Here is a 762-nt window from a genome sequence, read left to right on the forward strand (position 1 = left end):
GCGTTGAGCAGAAGGAGCTGAAAAGTGCTGATTCTCAAATTAACGGTCGTGCCGCTGTTCATCGCCGCCGTAACGCTTGCCGGCCGCCGGTGGGGGGCGGGTGTTGCTGGGTTGCTCGGGGGCTTTCCCATCGTGGCAGGGCCCATAGTCGTATTCGTGGCTCTGGAACACGGGGCCGACTTTGGCGCCGTTGCCGCAATTGCGGCAATCTCTGCTATCGCTGGATTGCTGGTTTTTGGCGTTGCCTACTGCTGGGCAAGTACTAAGTGGTCTTGGCCGGTGGCATCAGGCTGTGGTGTTGCTGCATGGATTGTAGTGGCTTTTGGCTTGGCGGCGCTTCCTGGGGCCCCGGAGGTCGCTCTGGCAGTGGCCGTCGCGTCTCTTCTTCTAGCGCCAAAGGTGCTTCCAAACACCACGCCCCTGGTAGGGCGAAGCCCAGCCTCTAATGATCTGCCCTATCGTATGGCCACGGGAGCGCTTCTGACGCTCGGTGTAACCGCTGCCGCAGCATCGCTCGGGGAAGTTTGGAGCGGGCTTTTGGCCGTATTCCCGATCATTGGTCTCGTGTTGGCTGTCTTTACGCATCGGGCGGATGGGGCGTATCAAGTTGCTCATATGTATCGCGGAATGGTGCGCGGCCTTTACTCTTTCGGCGCCTTCTTCCTCGTGCTGGCCCTCCTTTGGCCCCGAGTCGAGTTTTGGAGTGCGCTTGCTCTCGCGGTAGGGGCGGGTGTCTGTGTTCAGGCGGTAGTGCAGTGGCTT

The 762-nt window shown here is 60.5% G+C and carries 1 protein-coding gene; it reads left to right on the forward strand.

Annotation, left to right across the window (positions count from 1 at the left end):
• Positions 1–24 precede the first annotated feature (24 nt).
• Positions 25–762 (forward strand): hypothetical protein (locus GRB96_RS15610; RefSeq protein WP_205743693.1); only part of this gene is annotated, 738 nt, incomplete at its 3' end.

It is taken from the genome of Halomonas alimentaria (genome assembly GCF_009902005.1).
GTDB lineage: Bacteria > Pseudomonadota > Gammaproteobacteria > Pseudomonadales > Halomonadaceae > Halomonas > Halomonas alimentaria.